The 26,732-nt window shown below is 65.3% G+C and carries 23 protein-coding genes and 1 pseudogene; 6 read left to right on the forward strand and 18 right to left on the reverse strand.

The genetic code is table 11. The features are described from left to right. Window positions 1-27: 27 nt before the first annotated feature. Genes AB4Z51_RS28825 through AB4Z51_RS28835 form a run of 3 tightly spaced genes read right to left on the reverse strand, consistent with a single transcriptional unit; the run spans window position 28 to window position 4,212 of the window. Window positions 28-1,110 carry a lipocalin-like domain-containing protein gene (locus AB4Z51_RS28825; protein WP_354113858.1) on the reverse strand — a complete coding sequence of 361 codons (1,083 nt, stop codon included), beginning with the start codon at window positions 1,108-1,110 and terminating at the stop codon, window positions 28-30. Next, window positions 1,100-3,562, reverse strand: a complete 2,463-nt coding sequence (locus tag AB4Z51_RS28830; protein WP_354113859.1) for an FtsX-like permease family protein — start codon at window positions 3,560-3,562, stop codon at window positions 1,100-1,102. Before AB4Z51_RS28830 ends, AB4Z51_RS28825 begins: the two co-directional genes overlap by 11 nt. After that, the gene (locus tag AB4Z51_RS28835; protein ID WP_085404087.1) at window positions 3,559-4,212 is read right to left on the reverse strand and encodes an ABC transporter ATP-binding protein; all 654 of its coding nucleotides are present in this window, start codon (window positions 4,210-4,212) and stop codon (window positions 3,559-3,561) included. Before AB4Z51_RS28835 ends, AB4Z51_RS28830 begins: the two co-directional genes overlap by 4 nt. A 146-nt stretch (window positions 4,213-4,358) precedes the next feature. On the opposite strand from AB4Z51_RS28835, the gene AB4Z51_RS28840 reads away from it, so the two are divergent. Then, window positions 4,359-5,696 carry an MFS transporter gene (locus AB4Z51_RS28840; RefSeq protein WP_441498476.1) on the forward strand — a complete coding sequence of 446 codons (1,338 nt, stop codon included), beginning with the start codon at window positions 4,359-4,361 and terminating at the stop codon, window positions 5,694-5,696. Window positions 5,697-5,885: 189 nt separating this feature from the next. On the opposite strand, the gene AB4Z51_RS28845 is transcribed toward AB4Z51_RS28840, so the two are convergent. The 11 genes from AB4Z51_RS28845 to soxX all read right to left on the reverse strand — a co-directional run bounded on the left by AB4Z51_RS28845 (window position 5,886) and on the right by soxX (window position 15,519). Continuing rightward, window positions 5,886-7,601 (reverse strand): N-acyl-D-amino-acid deacylase family protein, encoded by a 1,716-nt coding sequence (locus AB4Z51_RS28845; protein WP_441498477.1) that lies wholly within the window; start codon window positions 7,599-7,601, stop codon window positions 5,886-5,888. A gap of 188 nt (window positions 7,602-7,789) precedes the next feature. Then, the gene (locus AB4Z51_RS28850) at window positions 7,790-8,995 is read right to left on the reverse strand and encodes an MFS transporter (RefSeq protein WP_441498478.1); all 1,206 of its coding nucleotides are present in this window, start codon (window positions 8,993-8,995) and stop codon (window positions 7,790-7,792) included. A 276-nt stretch (window positions 8,996-9,271) separates the two neighbouring features. After that, the gene (locus AB4Z51_RS28855) at window positions 9,272-9,439 is read right to left on the reverse strand and encodes a hypothetical protein (protein WP_441498479.1); all 168 of its coding nucleotides are present in this window, start codon (window positions 9,437-9,439) and stop codon (window positions 9,272-9,274) included. A gap of 81 nt (window positions 9,440-9,520) precedes the next feature. After that, window positions 9,521-10,558 carry an MBL fold metallo-hydrolase gene (locus AB4Z51_RS28860; RefSeq protein ID WP_085403993.1) on the reverse strand — a complete coding sequence of 346 codons (1,038 nt, stop codon included), beginning with the start codon at window positions 10,556-10,558 and terminating at the stop codon, window positions 9,521-9,523. A 334-nt stretch (window positions 10,559-10,892) separates the two neighbouring features. Beyond that, a complete protein-coding gene (locus tag AB4Z51_RS28865; protein WP_441498480.1) occupies window positions 10,893-11,348 on the reverse strand; it encodes a DsrE family protein in 456 nt (151 codons plus the stop codon). Next, complete coding sequence (gene soxB / locus AB4Z51_RS28870; protein ID WP_441498481.1) at window positions 11,345-13,096, reverse strand: thiosulfohydrolase SoxB; 1,752 nt, start codon at window positions 13,094-13,096, stop codon at window positions 11,345-11,347. Before soxB ends, AB4Z51_RS28865 begins: the two co-directional genes overlap by 4 nt. A 56-nt stretch (window positions 13,097-13,152) precedes the next feature. Then, window positions 13,153-13,458, reverse strand: a complete 306-nt coding sequence (locus tag AB4Z51_RS28875) for a hypothetical protein (RefSeq protein WP_028151965.1) — start codon at window positions 13,456-13,458, stop codon at window positions 13,153-13,155. Then, the gene (gene soxA / locus AB4Z51_RS28880) at window positions 13,455-14,318 is read right to left on the reverse strand and encodes a sulfur oxidation c-type cytochrome SoxA (RefSeq protein WP_354113866.1); all 864 of its coding nucleotides are present in this window, start codon (window positions 14,316-14,318) and stop codon (window positions 13,455-13,457) included. The genes AB4Z51_RS28875 and soxA overlap by 4 nt, the downstream gene beginning before the upstream one ends. After that, the gene (gene soxZ, locus AB4Z51_RS28885) at window positions 14,318-14,629 is read right to left on the reverse strand and encodes a thiosulfate oxidation carrier complex protein SoxZ (protein ID WP_441498482.1); all 312 of its coding nucleotides are present in this window, start codon (window positions 14,627-14,629) and stop codon (window positions 14,318-14,320) included. Before soxZ ends, soxA begins: the two co-directional genes overlap by 1 nt. Before the next feature lie 10 nt (window positions 14,630-14,639). Beyond that, window positions 14,640-15,125 (reverse strand): thiosulfate oxidation carrier protein SoxY, encoded by a 486-nt coding sequence (gene soxY / locus AB4Z51_RS28890; protein ID WP_208067648.1) that lies wholly within the window; start codon window positions 15,123-15,125, stop codon window positions 14,640-14,642. 37 nt (window positions 15,126-15,162) lie between these two features. Beyond that, on the reverse strand, window positions 15,163-15,519 hold the full coding sequence (gene soxX, locus AB4Z51_RS28895) for a sulfur oxidation c-type cytochrome SoxX (RefSeq protein WP_028151969.1): 357 nt from the start codon (window positions 15,517-15,519) through the stop codon (window positions 15,163-15,165). Between the two features lie 245 nt (window positions 15,520-15,764). Between soxX and AB4Z51_RS28900 the strand changes: the two genes are divergently transcribed. Continuing rightward, a complete protein-coding gene (locus AB4Z51_RS28900) occupies window positions 15,765-16,439 on the forward strand; it encodes a DUF938 domain-containing protein (RefSeq protein ID WP_441498483.1) in 675 nt (224 codons plus the stop codon). Between the two features lie 121 nt (window positions 16,440-16,560). Here the strand turns inward: AB4Z51_RS28900 and AB4Z51_RS28905 are convergent, their stop codons facing one another. Beyond that, on the reverse strand, window positions 16,561-18,627 hold the full coding sequence (locus AB4Z51_RS28905) for a prolyl oligopeptidase family serine peptidase (RefSeq protein WP_441498484.1): 2,067 nt from the start codon (window positions 18,625-18,627) through the stop codon (window positions 16,561-16,563). A gap of 197 nt (window positions 18,628-18,824) precedes the next feature. Here AB4Z51_RS28905 and AB4Z51_RS28910 point away from each other — a divergent pair, with 197 nt between their 5' ends. Continuing rightward, a complete protein-coding gene (locus AB4Z51_RS28910) occupies window positions 18,825-20,072 on the forward strand; it encodes an MFS transporter (protein WP_038942180.1) in 1,248 nt (415 codons plus the stop codon). A gap of 176 nt (window positions 20,073-20,248) precedes the next feature. Next, a complete protein-coding gene (locus AB4Z51_RS28915; RefSeq protein WP_441498485.1) occupies window positions 20,249-21,484 on the forward strand; it encodes an MFS transporter in 1,236 nt (411 codons plus the stop codon). Window positions 21,485-21,611: 127 nt separating this feature from the next. Here AB4Z51_RS28915 and AB4Z51_RS28920 read toward each other — a convergent pair. Together AB4Z51_RS28920 and AB4Z51_RS28925 are read right to left on the reverse strand one after the other, a co-directional pair. Next, window positions 21,612-22,106, reverse strand: a pseudogene (locus tag AB4Z51_RS28920) (VOC family protein). Between the two features lie 90 nt (window positions 22,107-22,196). Further along, window positions 22,197-22,742 carry a carboxymuconolactone decarboxylase family protein gene (locus AB4Z51_RS28925; protein WP_441498486.1) on the reverse strand — a complete coding sequence of 182 codons (546 nt, stop codon included), beginning with the start codon at window positions 22,740-22,742 and terminating at the stop codon, window positions 22,197-22,199. Between the two features lie 136 nt (window positions 22,743-22,878). Here AB4Z51_RS28925 and AB4Z51_RS28930 point away from each other — a divergent pair, with 136 nt between their 5' ends. Continuing rightward, window positions 22,879-24,078: an acyl-CoA dehydrogenase family protein gene (locus AB4Z51_RS28930; RefSeq protein WP_441498487.1), complete on the forward strand. Its 1,200-nt coding sequence runs from the start codon at window positions 22,879-22,881 to the stop codon at window positions 24,076-24,078. Between the two features lie 181 nt (window positions 24,079-24,259). Then, window positions 24,260-25,399, forward strand: coding sequence for an acyl-CoA dehydrogenase family protein (locus tag AB4Z51_RS28935; RefSeq protein ID WP_441498488.1), 1,140 nt, complete (start codon window positions 24,260-24,262; stop codon window positions 25,397-25,399). Between the two features lie 290 nt (window positions 25,400-25,689). On the opposite strand, the gene AB4Z51_RS28940 is transcribed toward AB4Z51_RS28935, so the two are convergent. Then, window positions 25,690-26,727: an amino acid ABC transporter substrate-binding protein gene (locus tag AB4Z51_RS28940; RefSeq protein WP_441498497.1), complete on the reverse strand. Its 1,038-nt coding sequence runs from the start codon at window positions 26,725-26,727 to the stop codon at window positions 25,690-25,692. Between the last annotated feature and the right edge of the window lie 5 nt (window positions 26,728-26,732).

The following is a 26,732-nucleotide window of genomic DNA, read 5'->3' on the forward strand; positions in this document are numbered from 1 at the left end:
CGCAGATCCTTTTGAGGAGGTCGCGCTTCAATAGCCGGTCAGCTCGAGATAGCCAACGCCGTCATGCGTGCCGGCAAAGCTGATCGGCCCTTCCCAATAGGAGAAGCCAGTCCCCATCCAGGCTTTTGGGTTAAGCGGCTTGCAGGCAATCGAGAGCGATCGCGAGGGGATCGTGATCTGCCATTCCACCGGCAGCTTGCGCCCCGCGATCTCGGCGGTCGCTTTCGGACTCATCTGGATATCGCCACCCGCGATCATCTGCGTGTCACCCGCGGCGCTGATCCAGTTGCCGAACGGATACTCCTGGCCGTCCTTCTGCCGCAGCCGGTACAGCATCAGCTTGTCGCCGGATGCGAGATGTAGCGACAGCCAGTCCCAGCCGGTCTGGTCGGCATCGAGCGGCTGGCTGCTCCACTCGCGATCCATCCAGGCCTGGCCCGAGACATCGACGGATTTGTCGTCGATCGTGAGGCTGCCGCGTGCGCGGTAGAACGGCTGGCTGTAATAGTAGGACGCCTGCCCGCGCTCGGACTTGCGGCTGTAGCCGTGATCGCCCTGCAGCACCACGGGACGATCGGCCTCTAACGTCAGCGCGTAGCTGAAGTCGGTGCCCGATGCTTTCAGCGCCAAGGGTGCCAGGGTGCGATCGTCGGTGCGCTCAAAACCCTTCATCTCCCAATCGTCGATCCATGCCGCAAATGGCTTTGCGGTGACGCCGGCCTGTCCAATGCCGCCGCGTGCAAACACCTCGCTGAAGCGGTGAGTATCAGCGCGCGTCACCGCCGCATGCGCCATCCAGATCTGCTGATTGGCCCAGCCCTCTCCTTGCGGGCCCGACTGCGCCGCCTGGCGGAACAGCGTCCATTGCAGGCCGCACGCCGCGCCGCTGCCATCGACAAGGTTCGCGGTGAGATACCACCATTCGATACGGAACTCCGGATGCGGGCCGTGATCGGCCGGGAAGCTGAACGTCTTTCCCGGTGTCACCTTCGCAAAGCCGTCGGCGGTCTCGCCGAGCCCGGCATAGCCTTGCGCGCCAGCGCGGCGGGCAGCCGCGAGTGCGGCGATGCCGCCGGCGAACGCGCGCCGCGTGATTTTATCAGCGCTCATTGGCAAACACCTTGACGAGGCTCGCCGGCTGCATCCGCGCCAGTCGTATCATCGGCAGCAGCGCGGCAAGCAGCGAAGCGATCAGCGCCACCGCGACCAGCTCCACCAGCTGCAGCGGAAACACATGGAACGGCAGCCGCCAGCCGAACGCCTTCACATTGACGATCGCGATCAGGCACCACGCCACCAGCAATCCGAGCGGCACGGCCAGCAGGGAGGTGAACAGCGCAACCGACAATGTCTTGGTCAGTTCGATCGCGGCAAGGCGCGGCCGCGTGATGCCGATCGCCCACAACGGCGCAAGCTGCGGCAGGCGGGAGTTCGCCAGCGTCAGCAGGCTGGTCAAGAGCGCGATGCCGGCCACGCCGAGCGTGAAGGCATTCAGCGCCGACGTCACCGCAAAGGTGCGGTTGAAGATCCGGATCGATTCCGCCTTCACTGTTGCCTGATCCGCGACGCTGCGGTCGTCGAGCGCGAATTGCTTCTGCAACGCCGCGATCAGGCCGGGGATATTTTCCTTCGCGACGATCAGGCCGATCCGTGTCTGCGGCGTCTGCGGAAAGTGCCGGATCAGCGCCGCGACGTTGACGGCGAGCTGCCCCTTGGGGTTGCCGTAGTCGGCATAGATGCCGGCGATGTCGAGCTCCCAGGTGCCGCCCGGTGCCGGCACCTCGATGACATCGCCGACGCGGACGTTGAGGCGGCGGCTCAGCTGCTCGCTGATGAAGGCGGCATTGCCGGGCACGAGCTGGGTCCAGGCGCGCGGCGCGGTCTCCAGCAGCGGCCAGCGCTCGCGATAGAGCGCGTGATCGGGCAGGCCGAGCAGCTCCACCGGCTGCCCCTGAACCTGCGTATCGGCGCGTCCGCCCGACAGGATCGCCTGCACGTCGCTGCGCTCCTTCAGCCAGCTCCGGATCGCAACGCCTTGCGCATTGTCGGAGGCGCTGATGTAGACGTCGGCGGCAAGCCGCCCGTTGAGCCAGCCGACGAAGGTGCGGCTGAAGGTCTCCACCATGGTGGACACCCCGACATTGACGGCCAGCGCAAGCAGCAGCGCCATCAGGGCCAGCGACAATCCGGAGAGCTGTTGCCGGCTGTCCGCCCAGAACCACAGCGCCAGCGGCCCCTTCGCCCAGCGCTGGCCAACGAGCAGGATGATCTCGAGGAATGCTGGCAGGATCAACGCCGCGCCGAACATCAATGCGGCCAGCACGCCGAATCCCGCAATCAGCGATTGCCCGTAGTGCAGCAGCAACAGCGCGACCGCAAACACGGCGCAGGCCGCGCCGCTCTGCAGGATCAGCCAGCGGCGCTGCCGCTGCTGCCAGGCGTACGGCTGTGCAGTCGCCAGCACCGGCATCCTGATCGCCTTGATCAGGCTGGTCGCGGCGGCCACGAGTGCACCCGCAATGCTGATGCCGATACCGGCGAGCCACCATTCGGAGCGCAGTGTGAGCTGTCCCGGGATCTGCGCGCCATAGAGCCCGCGCAACGACGCCGCGACGTCGGGCAACAGCGCGGCCGCGATGAAATAGCCGCAGACGAGCCCGATCAGTCCTGCGACCAGCGCCAGCGCCACCAGCTCGACCACCAGCACCGTGTTGACCAGCCGCGCCGAGGCACCGCAGGCCCGCAACGTGCGCAGCATCGGCAGCCGCTGCTCGAAGGCGAGGCCGACGGCGGAGTTGACGATGAAGAGGCCGACGAAGAACGACAGCAGGCCGAAGGCGGTGAGGTTGAGATGAAAGCTGTCGGTGAGGCGCTCCAGCTCCGTCTCCGCATTCGGCTCGACCAGCTGCAACTGCTCGCCAACGATGCTGGCCAGCGGCGCCGGCTTGCCCTTCGGCTTGCCGATCAAAAGCCGCGACACCTGGTCCGGCTTGTTCAGCAGCCGCTGCGCGACGCCGATGTCGACGACGAGTACGCCGGACACGAGCTGCGGCAGCACGCGCAGCGGCGGCAGTTTTGCGCCGTTACTGATCGGCGGTGCCGCGCCTTCCTGTTCCTGCAGATCGCTCAGCGTCTCCCGCGCCGCCAATGTCTGGCCCGGCGGCGCAACAAAACTGCTCAAATCCGAGGCGCCGAGGCGTGGCGCGTTGCCGACATCGGCCGGCATCGTCACCGGCTCGATGCCGAGCAGCCGCACCGAACGCCCGTTAACCTGGACGCGGCCTTCCAGCACCGGCGAGACCGGCCAGCCCGCGCGGCGGAGTTTTATGAACAGCTCCTGCGAAAAGGTCGCGGCATCAGGCGCCACCAGCATCGCCGTGCGCACGCCGCCGAACGTCGCCGCCGCACGGTCATAGGCATTGCGGGCCTGCTGGTTGATCGCCTGCACGCCGCTCCACAGTGCGGTCGCCGCGATCAGCCCGATCAGGAGCGTCGCGAACTGCATCTTGTGCCGCCGCCAGTGGCTCAGGAGCACCGCGAGGACCCACAGCGCGCGCCTCATGCGATCCGCCCCGCATGCAAGGTGACGTGGCGGTCGAGCGTGCCGGCCAGATGCAGGCTGTGCGTCACCATCAGGAAGCCGCAGCCGGTGCGTGTGACGAGGTCGCGCGTCAGCGCCAGCACGTCGTCGGCGGTATCCTCGTCGAGATTGCCGGTCGGCTCGTCCGCGAGCAGGAGCGACGGCTTTGTCGCCAGCGCCCGGCCGATCGCGACCCGCTGCTGCTGGCCGCCTGATAATTGCTCTGGATATCGCTTGAGCAGGCTGCTGAGCCCGAGCCGCTCGATCAGCTCTTTTGACCAGGCCGCATCGTGACGGCCGGCGATCCGCGCCTGGAAGACCAGATTGTCGGCGACCGAGAGGCTCGGGATCAGATTGAACTGCTGAAAAACCAGGCCGATCCGGTCGCGCCGCAGCTCGGCCCGGCCGGCGTCCGAGAGCTTGGTGACCTCGGTGTCCTCCAGGCGAATTGTGCCGCTGTCGGCGGCATCGAGACCCGCAATCAGGTGCAACAGCGTGCTCTTGCCGCTGCCGGACTCGCCGGTCAGCGCGACGCGCTCGCCGGCCTTGAGGTCGAGGTCGACACCACGCAGCACATGGACCGGCTCGCCGGCCGAGGAGAAGGTTTTTGAGAGGTTTCGGATGCTCAGCAAGGTCAATGCGCCGGACGGAATTAACTCAATGCTGCGTAGCACACTTGCCGTGGAAATGCCGGGGTTGCGTTGGCCTTGAAGCCGTTGTTAGCTCCCAAAACGGCCAAATCAAAAACGTGCCGACAAAAAGACATACGGGGAGATTGATGAGCGCTCAGGGAACGCCCGACGTTGCGGGCAGGACGGCAGGGGAAACCAAGGCAACGCCGAAGGGCGCCTGGACCGTCACTTTTCTCCTCTTTCTCTTCATGGTGGTGAACTTCGCGGACAAGATCGTCGTCGGTCTCGCCGGCGTGCCGATCATGACCGACCTGAAGCTCGATGCCGAACAATTCGGCCTGCTCGGCTCCTCGTTCTTCTTCCTGTTCTCGATCTCGGCCATCGTGGTCGGCTTCATCGTCAACAAGGTGCCGACGCGCTGGGTGCTGCTGACGCTGGCGGTGATCTGGGCGCTGGCGCAGTTTCCGATGGTCGGCACCGTCTCGTTCACCACGCTCCTGATCTGCCGCATCGTGCTGGGCGCGGGCGAGGGACCTGCCTTCTCGGTCGCAGCCCACGCCATCTACAAATGGTTTCCCGACGAGAAGCGCACGCTGCCGACCGCGATCCTGTCGCAAGGCTCGGCCTTCGGCGTCATCCTGGCCGTGCCGGCCTTGAACTGGGTCATCGTCAATCACTCCTGGCACTACGCCTTCGGCGCGCTTGGCGTCGTCGGCCTGCTCTGGGTCTGCGCCTGGCTGACGTTCGGCAAGGAAGGCCCGCTCGAGGACACGCAGGTTCTCGCCGTCACCGAGCCGAAAATCCCTTATGTGCAGCTGCTGACCTCGCGCACCTTCCTCGGCTGCGTGATCGCGACCTTCGGGGCCTATTGGGCGCTGTCGCTCGGCCTCACCTGGTTCACGCCGTTCATCGTCAAGGGCCTGGGCTTCTCGCAGAGCCAGGCCGGCTACGTCTCGATCCTGCCCTGGGTGTTCGGCGCGACCGTCGTCATCCTCACGGGGTGGGTCTCGCAGGTGATGATGGCGCGCGGCTACACGACGCGCATCTCGCGCGGCGTGCTCGGCTCGGTGCCGCTGATCATCGGCGGCCTGATCCTGGCGATGATGGCGCATGTGCAGGGTGCTGGCCTGCAGATCGCGCTGCTCGTCGTCGGCTCCGGCCTGTGCGGGGCGATCTACGTCGTCTGCCCGCCGATGCTCGGCGAGTTCACCCCGGCGTCGCAGCGCGRCGCGGTCATCGCGATCTACGGCGCGCTGTACACGCTGTCGGGCATCATCGCGCCGAACGTGATGGGCGCCGTGATCCAGCGCTCCGGCAACATGGTCGACGGCTACCTGACCGGCTTCACCATCAACGCGGTGGTCATGGTCGGCTCCGGTGTCATTGGTCTGCTGCTGCTCTGGCCGAACACGGAAAAGGCCAGGCTGACCCGCGGTGCGGCCCCGCAGGCCGCGGCGCTGAAGGGCGMGGTCTCGCCGACGTAAGGGGCGCGCTTTCTTACCCTCCCCTGGAGGGGGAGGGTCGATCGCGCGCAGCGCGAGCGGGGTGGGGTGATCCCTCCGCTCGGGCACTATTGGATGTGGAGAGACTGTCACCCCACCCCGCTACACATTCCGCTTCGCTACATGCGTAGCGACCCTCCCCCTCCAGGGGAGGGTAAGCGGCAAGCTCGCTTAATTCACCCCCTGCGCACCCCGGATCAACTTCCCCGGTCGCCTGCCGGTGGCCTCACCGTGCCGCCGCGTCACCACGCCCGACACGATCGTCGCGTCATAGCCGTCGACATCCTGCAACAGCCGCCGCCCGCCGACCGGCAGATCGTAATGCACCTTCGGCGGATGCAGATGCAGCCGATCGTAGTCGATCACGTTGACATCGGCTTTATAGCCGGGAGCAACCAGCCCGCGGTCGGTGAGGCCGACCGAGAGCGCGGTCTTGCGCGACTGCGCGGCGACCACGAAGGGGATCGTAAGCTTCTCGCCGCGCGTGCGGTCGCGGGTCCAGTGCGTCAGCAGATAGGTCGGGAAGCTCGCGTCGCAGATGATGCCGCAATGCGCGCCGCCGTCGGAGAGGCCCGGCACCGATTGCGGATCGATCAGCATCTCGCGCGTCGCGTCGAGATTGCCGTCGGCATAGTTGAGGAAGGGCACGTAGAGCATGCCGCGGCCCTCATCCGACAGCATCGCATCGTAAGCGAGTTCTTCCGGCTGGCGGCCCTGCTTGCGCGCCTGCGGCCCCAGCGCGTTCTCCGGCGGCTGCTCGTAATCGGGGGGATCGCCGAGCAAAAACATCTTGTCGTAGTTGGGCCGGAAGAACAGCGGATCGTCGGTCGAGGTCGCCGTCTCGCTCAGGATCGCCTTGCGCACGTCCGGCTGATGCAGCCGCGCCAGGCGCTCCCTGAGCGGCAGATGTGCGATCGCCTTGTAGCTCGGATGGGTCTGGAACGGATTGCGCGACAGCTCCAGCCCAAGCAGCAGGCCGACCGGGCGCGCCGCGATCTGCGCGGTGATGGAAAGGCCGCGTTGTGCGGCCGCATTGATCTCGTCCAGCGTCTGGCGCCAGCGGTTTGGCGCCTTGTCGTTCTGCGTGATCGAGAACGAAATCGGGCATTTCGTGGCATCGGCCACCCGCAGCATCATCGGCAAATCTTCGTGGAGGGTGGAGAGATCCAGCACGAATTGCAGCACGCTGCGGCCCTGGCTGTGCATCGCGCCGGCAATCGCGGTGAGCTCGTCCTCGCCGGCCTTGAGCGTCGGCGTGAAATCGCCGGTCGAGGTGCGGTGGTTGAGCGTGCGCGAGGTCGAGAAGCCCAGCGCGCCCGAGCGCACCGCCTCGCCCGCGAGCTTCGCCATCGCCGCGTTGTCCTCGGCGGTCGAGGGATCGCGGCGCGCGCCGCGTTCGCCCATGACATAGACGCGCAGCGCCGCATGCGGCAGCTGCGCGCCGACGTCGATGTCGAAATCGCGCTTCGACAGCCAGTTCATGTAATCCGGAAAGCTTTCCCACGCCCAGGGAATGCCGGCGCTCAGCACGGGCTCGGGAATGTCCTCGACGCCTTCCATCAGCTGGATCAGGCGGGTGTGGTCGGCAGGCTTGCACGGCGCGAAGCCGACGCCGCAATTGCCCATGATCGCCGTGGTGACGCCGTTCTGCGACGACGGCGTGATGTCCTGGCTCCAGGTGACCTGGCCGTCATAATGGGTGTGCACGTCGACGAAGCCGGGCGTGACGAGCTTGCCGCGCGCGTCGATCTCTTCGTTGCCTTTGCCTGCGACCTTGCCGACCTCGGTGATCTTGCCGGCGGTGATGGCGATATCCGCCTCGAACAATTCGCCGCCGCTTCCATCCGCGACGGTGCCGCCGCGGATCACGAGATCAGGGGTGCTCATGGTGTTTCTTCCCAGTTTGTTGTTTTGCGTTTTTCTATCCGTCGTCCCGGACAAGCGAAGCGCAGATCCGGGACCCATAACCACAGGGAGTAGTGTCGCGAAGACTCGGAGTGACCAGCTTCGCGCGACGATGGCTCCCTGTGGTTATGGGTCCCTGCGTTCAGCAGGGACGACGACTGAATTCTTGGCTACGCCTTGGCAGGCTTCCGCTCCGTAAACGGCGACAGCACCACGGTCGCGACCATGAAGATCACGGACGCCCCGAACACCCAGTGCGGCGCGCTCTGGTCCATGATCCAGCCGAACAGCAGCGGGCTGACGATGCCGCCGAGATTGAAGCCGGTGGAGACGATGCCGAAGGCGCGGCCCGCCGCACCCGGAGGCGCGGCGTTGCGCACCAGCATGTCCCGCGAGGGCGCGATCACGCCGGAGAGGAAGCCCGCCATCATCATCGCGGCGGTCAGCATCCCGCCGGGCAGCGTGACCAGCGCGATCAGCAGCACGATCGCTGCATTCGCGGCAAAGCAGGCGGCTGCGACATAGCCGTGGCGCGCGGTGCGGTCGGCGAGGAAGCCGCCGGCGAGCACGCCTGCGGCGCTGGAGCCGAGAAACGCCGTCAGCGCCACGTTGGCGGCGGAGTAGGACGCGCCGTAGCCGCTCATCAGCGCCACCACGCCGAAATTGTTGATGCCGGCGACCGACAGGCTGAGCAGCATGAACAGCACGGTGAGCGTGATCAGCGCCGGCGTGATGACGGCCTGCTTGGGCGCGTTTTCGTTGCCCGGCTTGGTCTTGTGCGCGCCGGCATCGGGAATGTTCATGACGACCAGCAGCAGGGCCACCAGCACGGCGATCGCGCCCGACGCGATCAGCGCACCCGTGCCGCCGGAGACGGTGACGAGCGCCGCGACGATCGCCGGCGCCACGGCGCCGCCGAGATAGCCGGCAAAGGTGTGGACCGAGAAGGCGCGGCCCATCCGCGCCTCATCCATATGCTCGGCCAGGATGGCGTAGTCAGCGGGGTGGTAGACGCTGTTGGCAAGACCCAGCAGCACCGCGCACGCAATCAGCGAGGCATAGCTGAGGTGCAGGCCGAGCAGGATCAGCGCGAAGCCGCCGAGCGCGAGCCCGCCCAGCAGGATCTTGCGCGCGCCAAAATGGTCGACGAGATAGCCGGTCGGCGCCTGCGTCAGGCCGGATACGACCGCAGAGACGGTGAGCGCGAAGCCGAGCTCGATATAGCCGACGCCGAGCTGGCTCTTCAGGAACGGAAACAGCATCGGCAGGACCAGCAGATGGAAATGGCTGACCCAATGCGCGATCGAAATCCCGGTCAGCGTGCGCAGCGCGCTGTCCGCCTTGCCTTGTTGCGGTGCGGCGAGAACGTCGACCATTGCAGTTCCGTTTCACGTCCTAAAGGGGGACGCGCAAACTATCGGGCAGAGCCGTTATTTGTCCATGAACGCAGGCGCATGGCAGGTAGCGCGGGTGGGGCGCTGTCCTCGCTGTCGTCCCTGCGAACGCAGGGACCCATAGCCACAGGGAGGAGTTTGGCGGAGGATCGCCGTTCGGTACGGCGACCTATCACAATTGAGAATTGAGATATCACGCGGTATGGGTCCCTGCGTTYGCAGGGACGACATGAGAGGGTGGGGCGAGCTTCACATCCCTCACAACGGCTCGTCATCCGAACCGTAGCGGTCGCGTTTCGGCGTCGCGATGTCGCCGTCGTCGTAATCGTCGTCGTCGAGCGGAGGCGGGGGCTTCTTCGCCTTGTCGTCCGCTTGCTTGTTATCAGCGACTTTGGGCGGCTTGCGCGGCTTGGCGGTCTTGGCCATGGGTGATCCCGGATGGTGATGCGTCATCCGCTTCTACCCCAAAAATATGTGCGGTTCCTGACTTACCGCAAGATGGGGGCGTCAGTGCACCACAGGCCCGCCGGCCTTCTTCCAGGCATCGATGCCGCCGGCGATGTGGGCAGTGTTGCTGAGGCCGGCTTCCTTGGCGGCGGCGACAGCCATCGCCGAGCGTTCGCCGAAGGCGCAGAAGAACACGACGCGGCGGCCGGTGGCGGCCGCGACCTCGCGCAGCATGCCGCCGGGCTTCAGACTGTCTTCAACGGACGGATAGGGCGTATGCAGCGCGCCTTCGAGCATGCCGTGCTTCATCCGCTCATTGGTCTCGCGCAGATCGACCAGCAGGATATCGGGACGGCCGAGCGAGCGGATCGCCTCGACGGCGCTGACCGCGCGGCCCTCTTTCTCCAGCTCCTCCTGATGCAGGCCGACATGCATGTTGGCGGGCACCGCGACGTCCATCATCTTCGGATTCGGCAGCTTAAGGTTCGCCATCAGCTCGATATATTCGTCGACCGAACGCACCTGGAGCCGCGGATTGTAGCGCTTCTCCTCGCCGATGGTGGAGACGGTGTCGCCCTTGTAGTCATGCGCCGGGAACACCATCGTCTCGTCCGGCAGCTTGAGCAGGCGGTTGAAGATCGACTCGTATTGCGCGCGCGACGAGCCGTTCTGGAAATCGGTGCGGCCGGTGCCGCGGATCAGAAGGGTGTCGCCGGTGAAGACGCGGTCGCCCATCAGATAGGAGTAGGAATCGTCGGTGTGGCCGGGCGTGTACATCACGTCGAGCGACAGGCCCTCGATCGTCACCTTGTCGCCGTCGGCGACCCGCATCGCCACAACGTCGGCCTTGGTCTGGTCGCCCATCACGGTCATGCAATGGGTGCGGTCGCGGAGCTCGCCGAGCCCGGTGACGTGGTCGGCATGCAGATGGGTGTCGACGGCTTTCACCAGCTTGAGGTCGAGTTCGCGCAGCAGCTGGCAATAGCGATCGACCTTCTCCAGCACGGGATCGAGGATCAGCGCCTCGCCGCCGGGGCGGCTGGCGAGGACATAGCTGTAGGTGCCCGAAACGCTGTCGAAGAGCTGGCGGAAGATCATGGCAAGACCCGGCGTGGAACTGGTTTCGAGGATTCTACTACGCCAGAGGCTGGAAAGAGAAGCAATTCACTGTGTAGACAAGAAAATTTAGAAGATTTTTGTTCTGCGTGATGGGGCCGCGGCCGGATCGGCAGAGCCGGATTGCGCGCCCGAGAGCCGTCAGGGACGCCATGGTGTCGCCCCACCCACCGCTGTCATTCCCCGCGAAGGCGGGGAATCCAGTACGCCGCGGCTTCTCCGTACCCCTCGCTGTCTCTGGAATACTGGATCGCCCGCTTTCGCGGGCGATGACAGTGAGTGTGTTGCAGGGACGTGCCACAAACTCCGGGCGCCCCTACGGCCRCACCACCGTGTACCCATTCTCCGCCAGGAACAGGATCTGCCCGACGCCCACCTGCACCGGCGTCGCAGCGGGGATGAACTCCGGCCGGTTTCCGGTCTCCCGCTCGATCGTGTCGACCGTGTTGAGGCAGATATCGAAGCGCACGCCCTGCACGATCAGGCTTTCGACCTGCTTGCGGCGCTCGCTGCCGGTGAACAGGAGATCAATGCCGGGGCCGAACGCCACCACCTCGATCGCGACCTTGTCCGGATCGTAGGCCTTCAGGAGATTGTTGGCGACGCTCAGCACCAGCGCGTGCTTCTTCGCATCGCCGTCGGAGAGCTGAAGCACGATCTTGTGCTCGGCGAACGGCTTGTCCTGGAGCGGCACCTGCTGTGCCGAGGACCATGGCGTGGCGAAGGCGAGCGCCGCCAGCAGCATCGCGCGACAGATTTGCGACCGCATCATCCCTGTCCTGCAATGCCTGGATTGCCCTCGACGCCCTTCAGCGTCACGCCGGAGCCGAGCCGCTCCTGAAACATCCGGCCCGAGCGCAGATATTTGGCAACGACATCCCACACCGGCGCGCCCTGCTGGCCGTTGACCGAGGCCCAGCCCGCGACCTTGTAGCGGTGGCTCGCGCTGAGCGCCTTGCCGCCATTGAGCTTCAGCTCGGAGATGCGGCTGCCGACCGCACCGGTCGGCGTGCAGGTGTAGCTGAGCCCGCCGGCGCGCACCATGTCGCCGCCCTGCTGGTAATAGGGGTCGGGATTGAAGAGGTTGTCGCAGATGTCTTCCAGCACCTCCTTGATCTGGGCGCCGGTCATCTCCTGCACGTAAGTCTCGGGATAGGTGATCGCGGTTTCCGCGAGCACGTCCTCCATGGTCAGCGGCTGGCCGGACAGTGCGGTGACGCCCCAGCGGAAGCCCGGCGACAGCGCGATCTCGGCGTCGAGCTCGCTGCGCAGCGCGGTGCAGATCAGCTCGTCGACGGGGCCGGCGAAATTGTCGCGGCGATACAGCAGGCGGTCGGGCGTTGCGATCTTCTCCGACCAGTCGGTCACGTGCGGCGCGCGCACCCGGCCGATCAGCTCGGCCATGCCAGGGTCGGGCTTCAGCAGCTCGGAATAGACCGGCAGCAGATGGTACCTGACATCGCCGACCTTGCCCTTGTCGAGCGCGAGATCGAGGACGCCCAGAAATTTTCCGTTGGAGCCGGCATTGGTGACGAGCGTCGTGCCGCTTACGTTCTTCACCGCGATTGGTTGCGGGATCGCATCATGGGTATGGCCGCCGAGGATGACGTCGATGCCGGTGACGCGGCTCGCGAGCTTGAGATCGACGTCCATGCCGTTGTGCGACAGCAGGACGACCGCATCGACCTTCTCGGTGCCGCGCAAGGCATCGACATGCTTCTGCAACTCCTCCTCGCGGATGCCAAAAGTCCAGTCCGGCGTGAATCGCCTGGGATGCGCGATCGGCACATAGGGGAAGGCCTGGCCGATGATCGCAACACGATGGCCGCCGAGCTCCTTGATCATCGAAGGCTTGAACACGCGCCCGCTCGCCTTGTCGAAGGCGGGAGCGTCGTTGAACGCGGCTTCCTCGGTCAGGAAGACGTTCTGCGCCAGAAATTCGCCCTTGAAGCGCTCGAGATTGTCGCGCAGCGCCTGCTCGCCATAGGTGAATTCCCAATGCCCGGTCATCGCCTCGATGCCGAGCAGATTGGCGACCTCGACCATGTCGCGGCCCTGCATGACGTTGGCAAGACCCGTGCCCTGCCAGAGGTCGCCGCCGTCGACGAGCACGGAGTGCTTTTCGCCGGCATCGCCGCGCAAGCGATCGATCAGTGTCTTCAGATGGGCGAAGCCGCCGAGCTTGCCGAAGCGGCCCGCCGACTTCTCGAACTCGAAGCAGCTGAAGGCATAGGCATCGGCGCTGTCGGAGCGGATCCCGAACCGTTCGAGGAAAGCGCGGCCAACCAGATGCGGCGGCCGTCCCGCCATCTCGCCGATGCCGATATTGACGCTGGGCTCGCGGACATAGACCGGGTTGAGCTGCGCATGCGTGTCGGTGGTGTGCAGGATGCGCGCATTGCCGAACCGTTCGAGGTCGTAAATGCTCGCGGTCTCGGCGCCGCGCGCGAGCCGCGGCAGGCTGAGCGATGTGGCGACAGCAGCGGTGCTCTTCAGGAAATCGCGGCGGCGGATGGCCATCCAGAAATTCTCCGCGCCTCTCAACGGCAATTCGACGGTTCCACGAGATTTTTAGTCTAGCGGATTTCCATCGCCTTCCACGCCTCTTTTTCTGACGTCGCCTGGAAGATCGAGGCCTTCGCCAGCGCCTCGGCCTCCTTCGAAGCGGCAACCGCGCGGTCGAAATCGCCGCCGTCGGCCGCCTTCTTGGCTGCCGCCAGCGCAGATACGGTCACGGTCCACTGGTTGCGCATGCCGGCTGCCTCCTTGGAGGCGGCCTCCGCGGCGGCATAGGCCGCTTTGTAGTCCGCCTCGTTTGCCGCGCGCGCTGCTGGCGCGAGGCTCAATGCGAGCAACATGGCGAGAGGAAGTGACAGCTTCATGGCCGCGCTCCCGGCCCTGAAATCGGCAGGCCGTTGGCGACGTAGGACAGGAAATATTCGACGTCGCGATATTCATCGGCCTGCGGCTCCAGCGGAACCGCGCGGGTCTGGCTGTTGCAGGTGACGAAGCGGCGGCTGGTGGTGCCCATCCCGCTCCATTCCGAGCGGTAGATCGGCATCGCGTTCAGAATGCCGAGCGCCGGTGCGAGGATCTCGGCGCGGATGCGCTCGCCCGGGCTCTGCACATGGCAGCTCGCGCAGGAGAAATTCATCTGGCCGCGGCGCGTGTAGAAGTAGCGCTTGCCGTTCTCGTACGCGGCGAGCGCGCGCGGGTCGTCGGGAATCTTGATGTCCATCGGCTTGCCGCGCGAGGTGAACGCCATGTAGGCGGTCAGCGAAGCCATCTCGTCCTTGACGTAGGAGTAGGGCGCCTCGCCGTTGGCCTCGCGGCAGCGGTTGAGCGCGAGCTCCAGCGTGACGACCTTGCCCTCCCCAGTGTCGAAGTAAGGATAGTTCTGGCGGATGCCGATGCCGCCGTTCGGGAAGCAGTCGGCATAGGTCTTGCCGTTCTTGAACGGGGTCGCGAACATCTCCTTGCCGGCGTCGAGCGCGAACTCGTAGGGCGGGAATTCCTCTTTCTCCTGCCACTGCCGCTTCATGTCCTCGTTCATCGAATAAGGACCGTTGACGAAATCCTCGTGCTTTACGGTCGGAAACTTCTGGAAGAAGAAGTTCTGGAACGCTTTCGCATCGGCAACGGGATCGACCTTGTCGGCCGCGATGACGCGCGGCGAGGTGAGGGCGAACGCGACCAGCGCGGCGCTCACCGAACCAAGCAGGAGACAGAAGCGGACATTCATCACGAAATCTTCGCAGTGGTCGTGTCCGACCCGCCCTTGTTGTCGGTCCAGGAGACCTTGAGGTCGTCGCCCTTCTTGGCGCCCTTGAAGCTGAACTTCACGTAGGGGTCCTTGGAGACCGCGGTGCCCCAATCGGCAACGAAGACGTCCTTGCCGTTACATTCGAACTTCAGCCGCTGGATGAAGTGCGCCGGAATCACGTCGCCCTTGGCGTCCTTGACCAAGCCGGTGTCCATGGGGTGCTGGATCAGCGTTTGCACCTCGGTGATGTCGCCGTTGGCCGTGGCGCGGACGCGAATGCTGGATGCCATCTAAATTCTCCTAACCGCCGCAGCCGCCGACTGTGACTTTGACTTCCTTGGTCGCGCTGTAGAGCTTGCCGTCGGCTTCCACGATCGCGGTCACGTTGGTGGTCTTGGCCATCTTCAGGCGGTTGGCGACAGCGGGGATCGTGCCATCGGGAATCTTGTAGCTCGCCGCGAGCGCGCTCGGATTCTCGGCCACGAAGAACGAGATCGAGGTGACCTTGTCGAGCGTCGTCGTCACCGAGATCGGCACCACGCCGCCATTCTCGGCGATCTCGGGTGCGTCGAGCTTGACCTTGTCGGACGGCTCGGCGGTCTTGCCGTAGAGCGCCTTGATCGCGTCCGCCTCGCTCTTCTGCTTGAACGCTTCTTCCGGATATTTGTCGTTGGCCGCCGCACGCGCGGGCGCGAACGGCAGGTCGCCGAGGCCGAGCAGCACGACGCCGGCTGCGCCCTGAAGGATCAGGCGCCGCGTCGGATGAGGGCCGGTGGTGATGGTCATCTCAAATCTCCTGGACATTCTCTTGGCGTGCCGGTGGTCACAGGGTCTGGAGGAAATCAACGATCGCGCTGATCTCCTGCTCGGTCAAAATCCGGTTCCGGCCGAACGGCGGCATCATGGTCTGCGGATTGCGCTTGGTCTCGTCGAAGATGATCGCGACCAGCTCGTTGCGATCAGGGTATTTTGACTTGATGTCCTTGAGCTCCGGTCCGATCGTGCCCGGCAGGTCGCCGCCCTTGATGACGTGGCAGGTCAGGCAATTGCCCTTGCCGCGGTCGAAGGCGAGCTTCTGGCCGTCAGCCACGGCGGATTGCGCCCGCGCGGGGCCTGCGGCAAGGCCGGCGGCGATCGCCAGCAGGACGTAAAGGACGGGCGTCCGTGGAAAGGCGGTCAAGGCGTCATTCCGAGGCGTTATGTCGATGATCTCGTTCGCGGAAATATAGTGTTCCAAAGCACAAAGGGCATCGGCTGACAATCAAGACTATGCGCGCGGCAAAATGGAGTTAATATCTTCCGCATTGCAACTAAAGAGCTTATTTGTCCGGCGGATTCGGCCAGGAGCGCTGGCCGGCTGTTTTCGGGGCGTTTGGGCGCCCATCGTGTTTTTTTCCCGTTCTCGTTTTTTCAAGGGGACCTCAATTGGCTGAATATGTCGTCGAATTTGGCAGGGACGGCGGACGGGTCGAGTCGGATGGGCGGCTCGACGCACCGGCATTTCATCRCAATCACGAGCCGCTCTGGGCGGCGCTGGAAAAGCATCTCGCAGGCCTGACCGGTAACGTCGTCGAGCTCGGCAGCGGAACCGGCCAGCACGTGGTCCATTTCGCGCAGCACACGCCCGGGCTGATCTGGTGGCCGAGCGACCTCAACCAGCGCCACCTCAAGAGCATCGAGGCCTGGCGCGTTCATTCGGGCCTGCAAAACATCCGCTCGCCGCTGCGGATCGATCTCACCRACCCCGACTGGTGTCCGGAGATGCGAAGCGGGCAGGGCCCGACGAGCCTGGCCGCATTGTTCTGCGCCAACGTGATCCACATCGCACCATGGAGCGTGGCCGAGGGCCTGTTCGCCGGTGCCGGCCGTTACTTGCGGGCCGACGGCAAGCTGTTCCTCTACGGCCCGTTCAAGCGCGACGGCAAGCACACCGCGCTCAGCAATGCCGTGTTCGACACCTCCTTGCGCGAAGGCAATCCCGAATGGGGCGTGCGTGATATCAGCGACGTCGAGACGCTCGCCCGCGGAGCGGGGCTGGGCCTCGTCGATACGGTCGAGATGCCGGCGAACAACCTGACGCTGGTGTTTTCGCGGAGCTAATTCGGGTCGTCGTCATGCCCGGGCTTGTCCCGGGCATCCACGTTCTTCGAGTGGCAAGGCAAGGCGTGGATGGCCGGGTCAAGCCCGGCCATGACGACGTGGAGGCGTCAGCGTCCAAGCGCTAGCCTTCATCCTTCCACCCGATCCTGTCCTTCAAGAACCGGAAGCCGATCACCTCGAACCCCGCGCGCTCCTTGTTGTCCTTGCCGTAGCCGTGGCCGCCGGCTTCCGGCTCGTAGAACCAGGCCTCGTAGCCCATCGCCTGCAGCTTTGCGGCCATCTTGCGCGCGTGGCCGGGATGAACGCGGTCGTCGCGGCGTGTCGTGGCGATCAGGATCGGCGGATAGGACTGGCCGGCTTTCACATTGTGATAGGCCGAGTAGGTCTTCAGCCACTCCCACTCTTCGGGCTTATCAGGGTCGCCATATTCCGCGATCCAGCTCGCGCCAGCGAGCAGCTTTGTGTAGCGGCGCATGTCGATCAGCGGAATGGTGCAGAACAGCGCGCCGAAGCGCTCGGGGTAGCGCACCAGCATGTTGGTGATGAGGATGCCGCCGTTCGACCCGCCTTGCGCCGCGATCCGCTTTGGCTTCGTCACGCCGCGTCGCACGAGATCGGCGGCAACGGCCGCGAAATCGTCGTGCGAGAGTTTCTTGCCTGCGAGGCGCCCGGCATCGTGCCAGCGGGTGCCGAACTCGCCGCCGCCGCGCAAATTCGCCTGCACGATGGTGCCGCCGCGCTCGAGCCACAGCTTGCCGAGCGAGGGGTTGTAGTACGGCTTCACCGCATGGGCGAAACCGCCATAGGCGCTCATATAGACCGGCGCATCGCCGGTCTCGCCGGCGGGACCCGTCTGGACATAGGGGATGCGCTCGCCGTCGATCGAGATCGCCTCGTGCTGTGTGACCACGAGGCCGTCGGCGGTGAACGTCTTCGGCGCCTGCTTCAGCACGGTCGGGCTTGCGACGCCGCGCTCCAGCAACAGCAGCGACGGCGGCGTCAGCGGGTCCTGCACATTGGCGAGCAGGTCGCCATTGCTCTCGGACGGATGGCGATCGAGCGGCCAGATGTCGACGACGCCGATCTCGGGGAGGCCGGGAAGCGTCTCGCGGCTCCAGCCCGTCGCTGATGGCGTGCAGATCTCGAAGCGCGGCCTGAGCTCGTCGAGGATCGACAGCACCAGCTTGCCGCCCGCCCAGAACAGGCCTTGCAGGGCGCGCCGCGGCGCCGGCTCGAACAGGACCGCGAAATCGCGGTGGCCTGCGAGGAACGCCGAGAGCGAGATGCCGAGCACGGTGTCGGTGGCATAGGTCTGCCCCTCGACCTGCCAGTCCTTGCGCAGCTTCACCGCGAACCAGTCGCCATGCGCCTGCATCCAGATGCCGGTCGGCAGATCGAGCTTCGTCGTCGTGCCGGCCGCATCGCGCAGCCAGATCGCATGATTGAAGAAATCGATCTGGTCGACGATCCAGACCCGCGGCGCCGGTCCCGTGTCGTCGGCCATGCCTGACATCGCCATGTGATCGGCCGTGGTCTCGAGGATCATTTGCGCCTGATCGACAGGCTGGCCGCGCCGCCACACGCGAACGGTCCGCGAATAACCCGAGCTCGTCGCCATGCCCTCGCCATGGGCGCTCGACAGCAACAGCGTATCGGCATCGATCCAGTCCACGCCGCCCTTGGCTTCCGGCAGCGTAAATCCGTCCGCGACGAAGCTCTTCGTGTCGATGTCGAATTCCCGCAAGGTGACGGCGTCGCTGCCGCCGCGCGACAGGCTCAGAATCGCCCGCGAGTGTCCCGGCATCGTGGCGATCCCGCTCAGCAGCCAGTCCTCGCCTTCGCTCGCCGCGAGCTGGTCGATGTCCAGCATGCGCTCCCACGCCGGATGCGGTTTGCGAAATTCCGCCAGCGTGGTTTGCCGCCACAGGCCGCGCGGGTTGGCGGCATCCTTCCAGAGATTGTGTAGATCGCTGCCGCGCCGGCTGACATAGGGGATGTTGTCGGGACGATCGTAGATCGCCGCGAGGACATCGCGGTCGCGCTCGAAGGCCGCGCCCCCGAACGCGGCGAGCGTCAGTTGATTCTGCCGCGCGACGAAATCGAGCGCCTGCTTGCCTTCGATCTCCTCCAGCCAGAGCCAGGGATCGTCGTCGGGAGCGCTGAGCGTGGGCCGGTCGTCGACGGACATGAACGATACTCCCAGAGGTCGCGGCGGATAGGATTTGATCGAGCGCAAGCCGTCAATAGCGCGGGCCGGTATCATCCGCCCGATTGCGTCAGGGGCATGGCCTGCGCCCGTTTGCGCCGGTTGCCCGCCCTCCCACGCCCCTCCATAGTGCCGGGAATCAACAAGGCTCTTGTGAGCCCCTTGGGGCGGAAATGCCGATGTTAGACGTGACTACAGCCCACGAAATCGCTGCCGACGCCCGCGTGCGTGCCAATGTGGTGCGCCTTGCGGCGGCGCAAGCGCTGACCGGCGCCAACTCGGCGGTGATCTTCGCCACCGGCTCGATCGTCGGCGCGACGCTCGCGCCCGACATGTCGTTCGCGACGGTGCCGATCTCGATGTATGTGCTGGGGCTCGCCGCCGGCACGCTGCCGACCGGTGCGATCTCGCGCCGCTTCGGCCGCCGCGCGGCCTTTATCGTCGGCACGGGTCTGGGCACGCTCACCGGTCTGTGCGGCTCGTTCGCGATTCTGCATGCGTCGTTCGCACTGTTCTGCGTCGCGACCTTCCTCGGCGGCCTCTACGGCGCGGTGGCGCAATCCTATCGCTTCGCCGCCGCCGACGGCGCGAGCGCGGCCTACCGGCCCAAGGCAGTGTCCTGGGTGATGGCCGGCGGCGTGTTCGCCGGCGTGCTCGGTCCGCAGCTCGTGCAATGGACCATGGACGTCTGGTCGCCCTATCTATTCGCCTTCAGCTTCCTGGTGCAGGCTGCGGTTGCGCTTGTGGCGATGGGCATCGTCGCCGGCGTCGACATGCCGAAGCCGGCACCGGCAGATCTGCATGGCGGCCGGCCGCTGCTCGACATCGTGACTCAGCCGCGCTTCATCGCGGCCGCGCTGTGCGGCGTCATCTCCTATCCCATGATGAACCTGGTGATGACCTCGGCGCCGCTCGCCATGAAGATGTGCGGCCTCAGTGTCAGCGATTCCAATTTCGGCATTCAATGGCACATCGTCGCCATGTACGGGCCGAGCTTCTTCACGGGCGCGCTGATTGCGCGTTTCGGCGCGCCGAAGATCGTCGCCGCCGGCCTGCTGCTGGAGGCCGTGGCCGCCGGCATCGGTCTCTCCGGCCTCACCGCGATGCATTTCTGGGCCACGCTGATCGTGCTTGGTGTCGGCTGGAATTTCTCCTTCATCGGCGCCTCCGCGCTGGTGCTGGAGACGCACCGTCCGCAGGAGCGCAACAAGGTGCAGGCCTTCAACGATTTCCTGGTGTTCGGCATGATGGCGATCGGCTCGTTCTCCTCCGGCCAGTTGCTGGCGAATTACGGCTGGTCGGCGGTGAACATGGTGGTGTTCCCGCCGGTGGTGCTCGGCCTTGCCGTGCTTTCGCTGGCGTCCTGGGCCCGCCGCCGCAAGGCGCGGCTGGACGCGGCGATGGGCGAATTCCCGGATGCGATCTGAGTTGGCAGGAGGCTGTCAGCAGCGTCGATACTTCGATCTGCGTCGAAGTGATTTTCGAGTGAGAGTTAATTAGATGTCGTCATGGCCGGGCTTGTCCCGGCCATCCACGTCTTTGCTACGTCGAAGGAAGAGCGTGGATGCCCGGGACACGCCCGGGCATGACGGAGTAAGCGGCAATGCTCGATAATCCTCAACACGCCCCCATCGACGAATCCTCCCTMCGTTACGAAGGCTGGCGCATCGTCGCGGTCTGCTTCCTGCTTGCGACCTTCGGCTGGGGGCTCGGCTTTTACGGCCAGAGCGTCTATGTCGCCGAGCTCCAGCGCGCGCGGGGCTGGCCGGCCTCGCTGATCTCCTCGGGCACGACGTTCTTCTATCTGTTCGGCGCGCTGCTCGTCGTCTTCGTTGGCGAGGCCGTCAGAAAATATGGCCCGCGGCTCTGCCTGATCGCCGGCACGCTGGCGATGGCGGCGGCCGCGGTTGCGATCGGCGCGGTGCGCGAGCCCTGGCAGCTCTATCTCGCCGACGCCGTGCTCGCCTTCGGTTGGGCCGGCACCAGTCTCGCCATGATCACCAACACGATCAGCCTGTGGTTCGACCAGAAGCGCGGCATGGCGATCAGCCTTGCGCTCAACGGCGCCAGCTTCGGCGGCATCGTCGGCGTGCCGCTGCTGGTGACCCTGATCGGCCACATCGGCTTCGCCAGCGCGATGTACGCCGCCGCCGGCGCCATGCTGGTGTTGCTGCTGCCGGTGATCCTCCTTCTCGTCGGCCGGCCGCCCGATCTTGACGGCTGGCAYGCGACGGCGAAGGCCAGGCCGCAATCGTCGACGGAGATCCGCGCATGGGCGCTGCGCGATATCGGCTTCCTCACGGTGACGATTGCCTTTGCGTTGGTGCTGTTCGCGCAGGTCGGCTTCATCGTGCACCTGATCTCGTTCCTCGATCCCGTGATCGGCCGCGAGCGCGCAGCCGTGGCGGTCGCGGTGCTGACCGCGATGGCGGTGATCGGCCGGGTGCTGTTCTCGATGGTGATCGACCGCCTCAACCAGCGGCTGGCCGCGGCACTGTCGTTCCTCAGCCAGGCCGCGGCGCTTTGCGTCGTCATCAATTTGCACAACGACTATGTGCTGATCGCGGCCTGCGCGGTGTTCGGCTTCTCGGTCGGCAATCTCATCACGCTRCCGTCGCTGATCGTGCAGCAGGAATTCGACTCCGCCTCGTTCGGCGTGCTGATCAGCCTGAATACGGCGATCAACCAGGTGACCTATGCGTTCGGCCCGGGCGTCGTCGGCTTCCTGCGAGATTTCTCCGGCGGCTATACGCTGCCGTTCTATCTGTGTATCGCGCTGGAGGTGGCGGCTGCGGCGCTGATCATGGTGCGGGGGAAGCCGCGAGCGAAAACGGCATAGAGGCGCGACGGCGCCTCAACACACTCCGTCATTGCGAGCGCAGCGAAGCAATCCAGGCTGCCACTGCGGAAAGATTCTGGATTGCTTCGTCACTTCGCTCCTCGCAATGACGAGGAGAGAGCGGTATTTAAGCCTCGCGCTGCTTCAGCAACGCCTCGACATCCAGCCGCTTCGTGAACATCGCAAGCTTGCCATCCGGCCCGAGCGGCCATTGCTCTTTCGGCTTGTCTCAATATAGCTCCACGCCGTTCTCGTCGGGATCGCGCAGATACAGCGCCTCGCTGACGCCGTGATCGCTGGCGCCATCGAGCGCAATGCCGGCCGTGAGCACGCGATGCAGCGCATCCGCCAGCGCCGGCCGCGTCGGGTAGAGGATCGCGGTGTGGAAGAGGCCTGTCGTGCCCGGCGGCGGCGGCGAGCCGCCCTTGCTCTCCCAGGTGTTGAGCCCGATGTGGTGATGATAGCCGCCGGCCGAGATGAACGCCGCGCCCGATCCCATGCGCTGCATCAGCTCGAAGCCGAGCACGCCGCAATAGAAGCCGAGCGCACGATCGAGATCGGCGACCTTGAGATGAACGTGGCCGATCCTTGTGCCGGCATGGACGGCTGGGCTTTGCGACATGGTGCTGCTCCGTTGACCAACTCCAGATAAGGCCGGCTCCGGGACAGTGCTACCTGCCTATCCCGAAACCCATCGTTTCCGGATACGAAACTATGAGAGCTCCGGCACCTCGCCCTCCGGCAGCTCGAACTCGAACGTGTTCAGCGTCATGGATACCATTGTGTAATAGCCGCACAGCCCGATCACCTCGACCACGCCGCGCTCGCTGAGGACCTTCACCGCGGCATCGTAGAGGCCCTTCTCGACGCCATGGCCTTCATGCAGCGACTTCGCGACGTCGTAGATCATCTGGCCCTTGGGATCGTCGAAGACAGGCGTGCGGCGATCGCGGATCGCGTGGATGATTTCAGGGTCCATGCCGCCCTGGAGCGCCAGGCGCTTATGCGCATACCATTCGTAATGCGCAGTCCAGTGCCGCGCCGTCACCAGGATCGCGATCTCCGAAAGCTTGGCGGGGAATATCGTGTCGTAGCGCAGGACTTCGCCGAGCCGCGTGGCGTGACGGGCCATGTCGGGGCTGTTGAGCCAGGCCATCATCGGCGCTGGCGGCTTGCCGCGCTTGCCGGCAATCGACTCGTCATAGGTCTGCCGCTGGCTCTCGTTCATTTCGCCAGGCGAAAGGAGTTTCAGGCGCATTGTTATTTCCTCTTTGTTTTCAAGCTCGCCGTGGCGGCGACTATAGCCGAGTGCAGCGCCACGGAAGTGGTTGAATTCCACGGTGCGATGGCTCAGAGTCGCGCCCAACAAGTCTTTTTGATTGATGGAAACGACCATGAGCGAATCTGAAGCCGCCGATCTTGAGAAATTCCGCAGCGAGACGCGCGCCTGGCTGGAAGCCAACTGCCCGCCGGAGATGCGCAAGCCCGTGACCTCTGAGGGCGACGTGTTCTGGGGCGGGCGCAATACGAAATTCGTCTCCGAGCCGCAGCGCATCTGGTTCGAGCGCATGCGCGACAAGGGCTGGACCGTGCCGGACTGGCCTAGGGAATATGGCGGCGGTGGCCTCAGCGCTGCCGAGCACAAGGTGCTGCGCGCCGAGATGGCCAGGATGGGCGCGCGTCCGCCGCTGTCGAGCTTTGGCATCTGGATGCTGGGGCCGGCGCTGCTCAAATACGGCAACGAGGCGCAGAAGAAGGAGCACCTGCCTGACATCGCGGCGGGCCTGATCCGCTGGTGCCAGGGCTATTCCGAGCCGAACGCCGGCTCCGATCTCGCTTCGCTCCAGACCCGCGCCGAAAGTGACGGCGACGATTTCGTCATCACGGGGTCGAAGATCTGGACGTCCTACGCCAACTACGCCGACTGGATCTTCTGCCTGGTCCGCACCGATCCCGCGGCGAAGAAGCACGACGGCATCAGCTTCATCCTGTTCGACATGGCCTCGAAGGGCGTGACGACCAAGCCGATCCTTTTGATCTCGGGCTATTCGCCGTTCTGCGAAACCTTCTTCGACGGTGTCCGCGTGCCGAAGTCGCAATTGGTCGGCACCGTCAACCGCGGTTGGGACGTCGCAAAATATCTGCTGCAGCATGAGCGCGCGATGATATCAGGCATGGGCGAGCGCGGCGTCGGCCGGCCGCTCGGGCAGATCGCGGCGGATTCCGTCGGCACCGATGCACAAGGCAAGCTCGACGATTCCATGCTGCGCGGCCGGATCGCGAGCTTCGACGTCGACGAGGCAGCGCTCGCCGCTTGCGCCGAACGCGCGGTCGATCTCGCCAAGGCCGGCCAAGCGCATCCGGCGTTCTCGTCCGCGATGAAATATTACGGCACCGAGCTCAACAAGCGCCGCCACGAGATCCTGATGTCGGCCGGTGGCGTCAACGCGCTGGAATGGGAGAGCGAGCGCTCCAGGCAGGGCGCCCGCCCGCGCGCCTGGCTGCGCACCAAGGCCAACTCGATCGAGGGCGGCACGACGGAGGTGATGCTCGGCATCGTCGCCAAGCGCATCCTGGATTTGCCGGGGGCGTGAGGCGTCCCTCACCACCCGTCATTCCGGGGCGCGCGACTTGTCCGCCGAAGCTCGAAGAGCGAAGGCGGAAGCGCGAGCCCGGAATCCATACTCCCGATCGTGGTTATGGATTCCGGGCCTGGCCTTACGGGCCATCCCGGAATGACGAACAAAAAGTAGATTTCGAATCGGAAACACGCACATGGCCCTCGTCCTCACCGAAGAACAATCAATGCTCCGCGACTCAGCGCGCGGGCTGATCAGCGACAAGGCGCCGGTGTCGCACCTGCGATCCCTGCGCGACGCCAAGGATCCCACCGGCTTCTCCAAGGAGCTGTGGCATTCCTTCGCCGAGATGGGCTTTGCCGGCCTCCTGGTGCCGGAAGAGTTCGGCGGCAGCGGTCTTGGCTTCATGGAGGCCGGTGTGGTGATGGAGGAGATCGGCCGCACCTTGATGCCGTCTCCGTTCCTTGCCACCAGCGTGGTCGCGGCCTCCGCCCTGAATCGCGGCGGCAATGCCGCGCAGAAGTCGGAATTCTTGCCGAAAATTTCCAACGGCTCGCTGCTCGCGACGCTCGCGATCGATGAAGGCGCCAAGCATCGCCCGCTTCAGACCAGCCTCCAGGCGGTGCGCGCCGGCAACGGCTTCAAGCTCTCCGGCGCCAAGGCGCTGGTCGTCGACGGCCACGTCGCGGACCTCTTCATCGTCGCGGCGCGCACCGCTGGCGCCGCCGGCGAGCGTGACGGGCTGACGCTGTTCCTGGTCAATCCCAAGGCCAAGGGCGTTGCGATCGAGCGCACCATCATGGTCGATGCGCACAACGCGGCACGGATCGAGCTTGCCAATGTCGAGGTCAASGCCGATAGCGTGCTCGGCGAGGTCGATCAGGGGGCCGCGCTGCTCGACGGCGTGCTCGACATTGGCCGCGGTGCGGTCGCCGCCGAAATGGTGGGCTTGAGCGAAGAAGTCTTCAACCGCACCGTCGAGTACCTCAAGAACAGAAAGCAGTTCGGCAAGCTGATCGGCGAGTTCCAGGCGCTGCAGCACCGTGCCGCCGAGCTCTATGTCGACATCGAGATCACTCGCGCCGCCACGATGAAGGCGCTCCAGGCACTCGATGCCGACGTCGCCAAGGCCGCATCAAGCGTCGCCGTGGCCAAGGCCCGCGCCGGCACCACCGCCACCCGCGCGGTGCAGGAAGGCGTGCAGATGCATGGCGGCATGGGCATGACCGACCAGTTCGACATTGGCTTCTTCATGAAGCGCGCGCGCGTGTGCGAGGAGCTGTTCGGCGACGCGAACTACCACACCGAGCAGCTGGCAAGGGCGCGGGGGTATTGAGCTGAGTTGAGGAGAGGCGCGAGGGGCGCGCCTCACACGCGGTGTCGTCGCCCGGCTTGACCGGGCGACCCGGTACGCCGCGGCCTGTCCGCATACGATCGGCGTCTCGGAATACTGGATCGCCCGGTCAAGCCGGGCGATGACAGTTGAGAGGGTGGAGAGCGCCTGCCCCAAGCTCCGTCATGGCCGGGCTTGTCCCGGCCATCCACGTTCTTAAGGTGCCTCAAAAACGTAGATGCCCGGGACAAGCCCGGGCATGACGATTGTGAGCGTGGCTGAGCCGGAAGCTACTACCGCATCGGCGGCGCGTACTGCACGCCGCCGGCATTCCACAGCTGGTTCATGCCGCGCGGGATCTTCAGCTTGGACTTCTCGCCGATGTTGCGCTCGTACATCTCGCCGTAATTGCCGACGTTGCGGATGATGCGGACGACCCAGTCCTTGGTGAGGCCGAGCTGCTCGCCGTAATTGCCCTCGGTGCCGACCAGGCGCATCACTTCCGGCTTCTTCGACTTCAGGGCCTCGTCGATGTTCTCCGAGCTCACGCCGAGCTCCTCGGCGTTGATCATCGCGTAGAGCGTCCACTTCACGATCATCATCCAGTCGTCGTCGCGCTGGCGCACCACGGGCGCGAGCGGCTCCTTGGAGATCATGTCCGGCAGGATCATGTTGTCGCCGGGCTTGGAGAGGTTCAGCCTGAGCGCGTAGAGCTGGGAGACGTCGGCGGAGAGCGTGTCGCACTTGCCGGAGTCGTAGGCCTTCACCACGTCATCCAGCTTGTCGAACTTCACCTCTTCATACTTCATGTTGTTGGCACGGAAGTAGTCGGCGACGTTGAGCAGCGTTGTCGTGCCAGCCTGCACGCAGACCTTGCTGCCGGTCAGGTCCAGCGAAGTCTCCTTGTTGCGTGAACGCGGCAGCATGAAGCCGGCGCCGTCGTAATAGGCCACCGCCGGGAAATAGAGGTCATAGTCGAGCTCGCGCGCCATGCTCCAGGTCGAGTTGCGCGAGAGGATGTCCACCTTGCGGCTCTGCAATTCCTTGAAGCGCTCGCTGGCGTCGAGTGGAACGAACTTGGCCTTGCCGGGATCATTGAAGATGGCGGCTGCCACCGCGCGACAGAAATCGACGTCGAATCCGGTCCAGTTGCCCTTGTCATCGGGGATCGAGAAGCCCGGCAGGCCCTTGTTGACGCCGCACAGCACCTCGCCGCGGCGCACGGTGCGCTTCAGGGTGCGGGTATCGTAGAACTCATAGATCACCGCCAGGGCGCCGACCAGTACGGCAACCGCGAGCCCGATCAGCAGGCCGCCTCGAAAAGTGCGCATCATGT

Origin of the sequence: Bradyrhizobium sp. 2TAF36 (assembly GCF_052114925.1) — a bacterium.
Taxonomy (GTDB): domain Bacteria; phylum Pseudomonadota; class Alphaproteobacteria; order Rhizobiales; family Xanthobacteraceae; genus Bradyrhizobium; species Bradyrhizobium barranii.

What these genes read in the sequence shown, in the direction of transcription:
- soxY (WP_208067648.1), bottom strand. Translation starts at nt 15,125, where the DNA reads ATGACCATCACCACCGGCCCTCATCCGACGCGGCGCCTGATCCTTCAG.
- AB4Z51_RS28875 (WP_028151965.1), bottom strand. Translation starts at nt 13,458, where the DNA reads ATGAAGCTGTCACTTCCTCTCGCCATGTTGCTCGCATTGAGCCTCGCG.
- AB4Z51_RS28905 (WP_441498484.1), bottom strand. Translation starts at nt 18,627, where the DNA reads ATGTCCGTCGACGACCGGCCCACGCTCAGCGCTCCCGACGACGATCCC.
- AB4Z51_RS28850 (WP_441498478.1), bottom strand. Translation starts at nt 8,995, where the DNA reads ATGGTCGACGTTCTCGCCGCACCGCAACAAGGCAAGGCGGACAGCGCG.
- AB4Z51_RS28845 (WP_441498477.1), bottom strand. Translation starts at nt 7,601, where the DNA reads ATGAGCACCCCTGATCTCGTGATCCGCGGCGGCACCGTCGCGGATGGA.
- AB4Z51_RS28910 (WP_038942180.1), top strand. Translation starts at nt 18,825, where the DNA reads ATGTTAGACGTGACTACAGCCCACGAAATCGCTGCCGACGCCCGCGTG.
- AB4Z51_RS28925 (WP_441498486.1), bottom strand. Translation starts at nt 22,742, where the DNA reads ATGCGCCTGAAACTCCTTTCGCCTGGCGAAATGAACGAGAGCCAGCGG.
- soxZ (WP_441498482.1), bottom strand. Translation starts at nt 14,629, where the DNA reads ATGGCATCCAGCATTCGCGTCCGCGCCACGGCCAACGGCGACATCACC.
- soxB (WP_441498481.1), bottom strand. Translation starts at nt 13,096, where the DNA reads ATGGCCATCCGCCGCCGCGATTTCCTGAAGAGCACCGCTGCTGTCGCC.
- AB4Z51_RS28855 (WP_441498479.1), bottom strand. Translation starts at nt 9,439, where the DNA reads ATGGCCAAGACCGCCAAGCCGCGCAAGCCGCCCAAAGTCGCTGATAAC.
- AB4Z51_RS28930 (WP_441498487.1), top strand. Translation starts at nt 22,879, where the DNA reads ATGAGCGAATCTGAAGCCGCCGATCTTGAGAAATTCCGCAGCGAGACG.
- AB4Z51_RS28940 (WP_441498497.1), bottom strand. Translation starts at nt 26,727, where the DNA reads ATGCGCACTTTTCGAGGCGGCCTGCTGATCGGGCTCGCGGTTGCCGTA.
- AB4Z51_RS28860 (WP_085403993.1), bottom strand. Translation starts at nt 10,558, where the DNA reads ATGATCTTCCGCCAGCTCTTCGACAGCGTTTCGGGCACCTACAGCTAT.
- soxA (WP_354113866.1), bottom strand. Translation starts at nt 14,318, where the DNA reads ATGAATGTCCGCTTCTGTCTCCTGCTTGGTTCGGTGAGCGCCGCGCTG.
- AB4Z51_RS28825 (WP_354113858.1), bottom strand. Translation starts at nt 1,110, where the DNA reads ATGAGCGCTGATAAAATCACGCGGCGCGCGTTCGCCGGCGGCATCGCC.
- AB4Z51_RS28830 (WP_354113859.1), bottom strand. Translation starts at nt 3,562, where the DNA reads ATGAGGCGCGCGCTGTGGGTCCTCGCGGTGCTCCTGAGCCACTGGCGG.